The organism is Bradyrhizobium lablabi (assembly GCF_001440475.1).
GTDB classification, from domain to species: domain Bacteria; phylum Pseudomonadota; class Alphaproteobacteria; order Rhizobiales; family Xanthobacteraceae; genus Bradyrhizobium; species Bradyrhizobium lablabi.
The window spans coordinates 12,944-13,898 of record NZ_LLYB01000034.1; the positions used below are offsets into that span (position 1 = coordinate 12,944).

Sequence of the window (955 nt, forward strand, 5' to 3'; positions counted from 1 at the left end):
CGGCACCACGCTGGATCTGGCAGCAATTGTCGCAAAGCTGGGGACGGAGGGCGACGATACCATCACCTGGATCGAGAGCGCCGCGACGCTGAACGGCGGGTTGGGTAACGATGTTCTGACGACAGGAGCGTTCGCTGACACCCTGAACGGAGGTTCCGGCAACGACACGCTGGACGGTGGGGCAGGAGCCGACGCGCTGTTCGGCGGTATAGGCAACGACACGCTGAGAGGCGGCGCCGGCAACGACACGCTTGATGGCGGAACGGGGAACGACGCGCTGCGTGGCGGCACCGGGGACGACACCTACCTGTTCGGGCTCGGCTCGGGCAGCGACGTCATCGACAACAGCGATGGCGGTACCGACCGGGTATTGTTCGGAGCNCGGCATTGCGGCGGTCGATCTGACCTTTGTGAAGGTNAGGCAACGATCTGCAGGTGCTGATCGCCGGTTCATCCGACACGCTGACCATCACGAACTGGTTCCTGGGAGTGGGCTATCAAGTTGGTTCGTTCGTGCTTTCCAACGGCAGCGTGGTGCCGGTGCAGGTGTCCGTCATGGGTACCGCCGGTAACGACACGCTGACCGGGACCGCCGGGGTTGATGCGATGAAGGGCCTCGCCGGCAACGATACGCTCGATGGCGGTCTGGGCGACGACACCCTCAATGGTGGTACGGGTTCGGACCTGCTCAAAGGCGGTGGCGGCAACGATACCTATGTGTTCGCCCGCGGTGACGGAGCCGACACGGTCTATGACGACTACCGCATCTCGACCACGACCACGACGTGGGTGACATCAGGCTATTATACGCAGCAGTANCACCAGCGGATATTGGGTCAGTGATAGCTACGGCAATAATTCCTGGGTGGATACATCGGGCTACGAAACGGTCTGGATCGATACCTCGCACTATGAGAGCAACACCGTCGAGACGCGGAACAATGGCGGCGCCGAC

At 62.3% G+C, this 955-nt stretch carries 2 protein-coding genes; both read left to right on the top strand.

Annotated features, from left to right (window positions below; genetic code table 11):
- Positions 1 to 100: 100 nt before the first annotated feature.
- On the top strand, positions 101 to 381 hold a 281-nt coding region (locus CQ14_RS47485), incomplete at its 3' end, for a calcium-binding protein (RefSeq protein ID WP_283807184.1).
- 54 nt (positions 382 to 435) lie between these two features.
- Positions 436 to 818 (top strand): calcium-binding protein (locus CQ14_RS48545; RefSeq protein ID WP_430650128.1); only part of this gene is annotated, 383 nt, incomplete at its 3' end.
- Positions 819 to 955 lie beyond the last annotated feature (137 nt).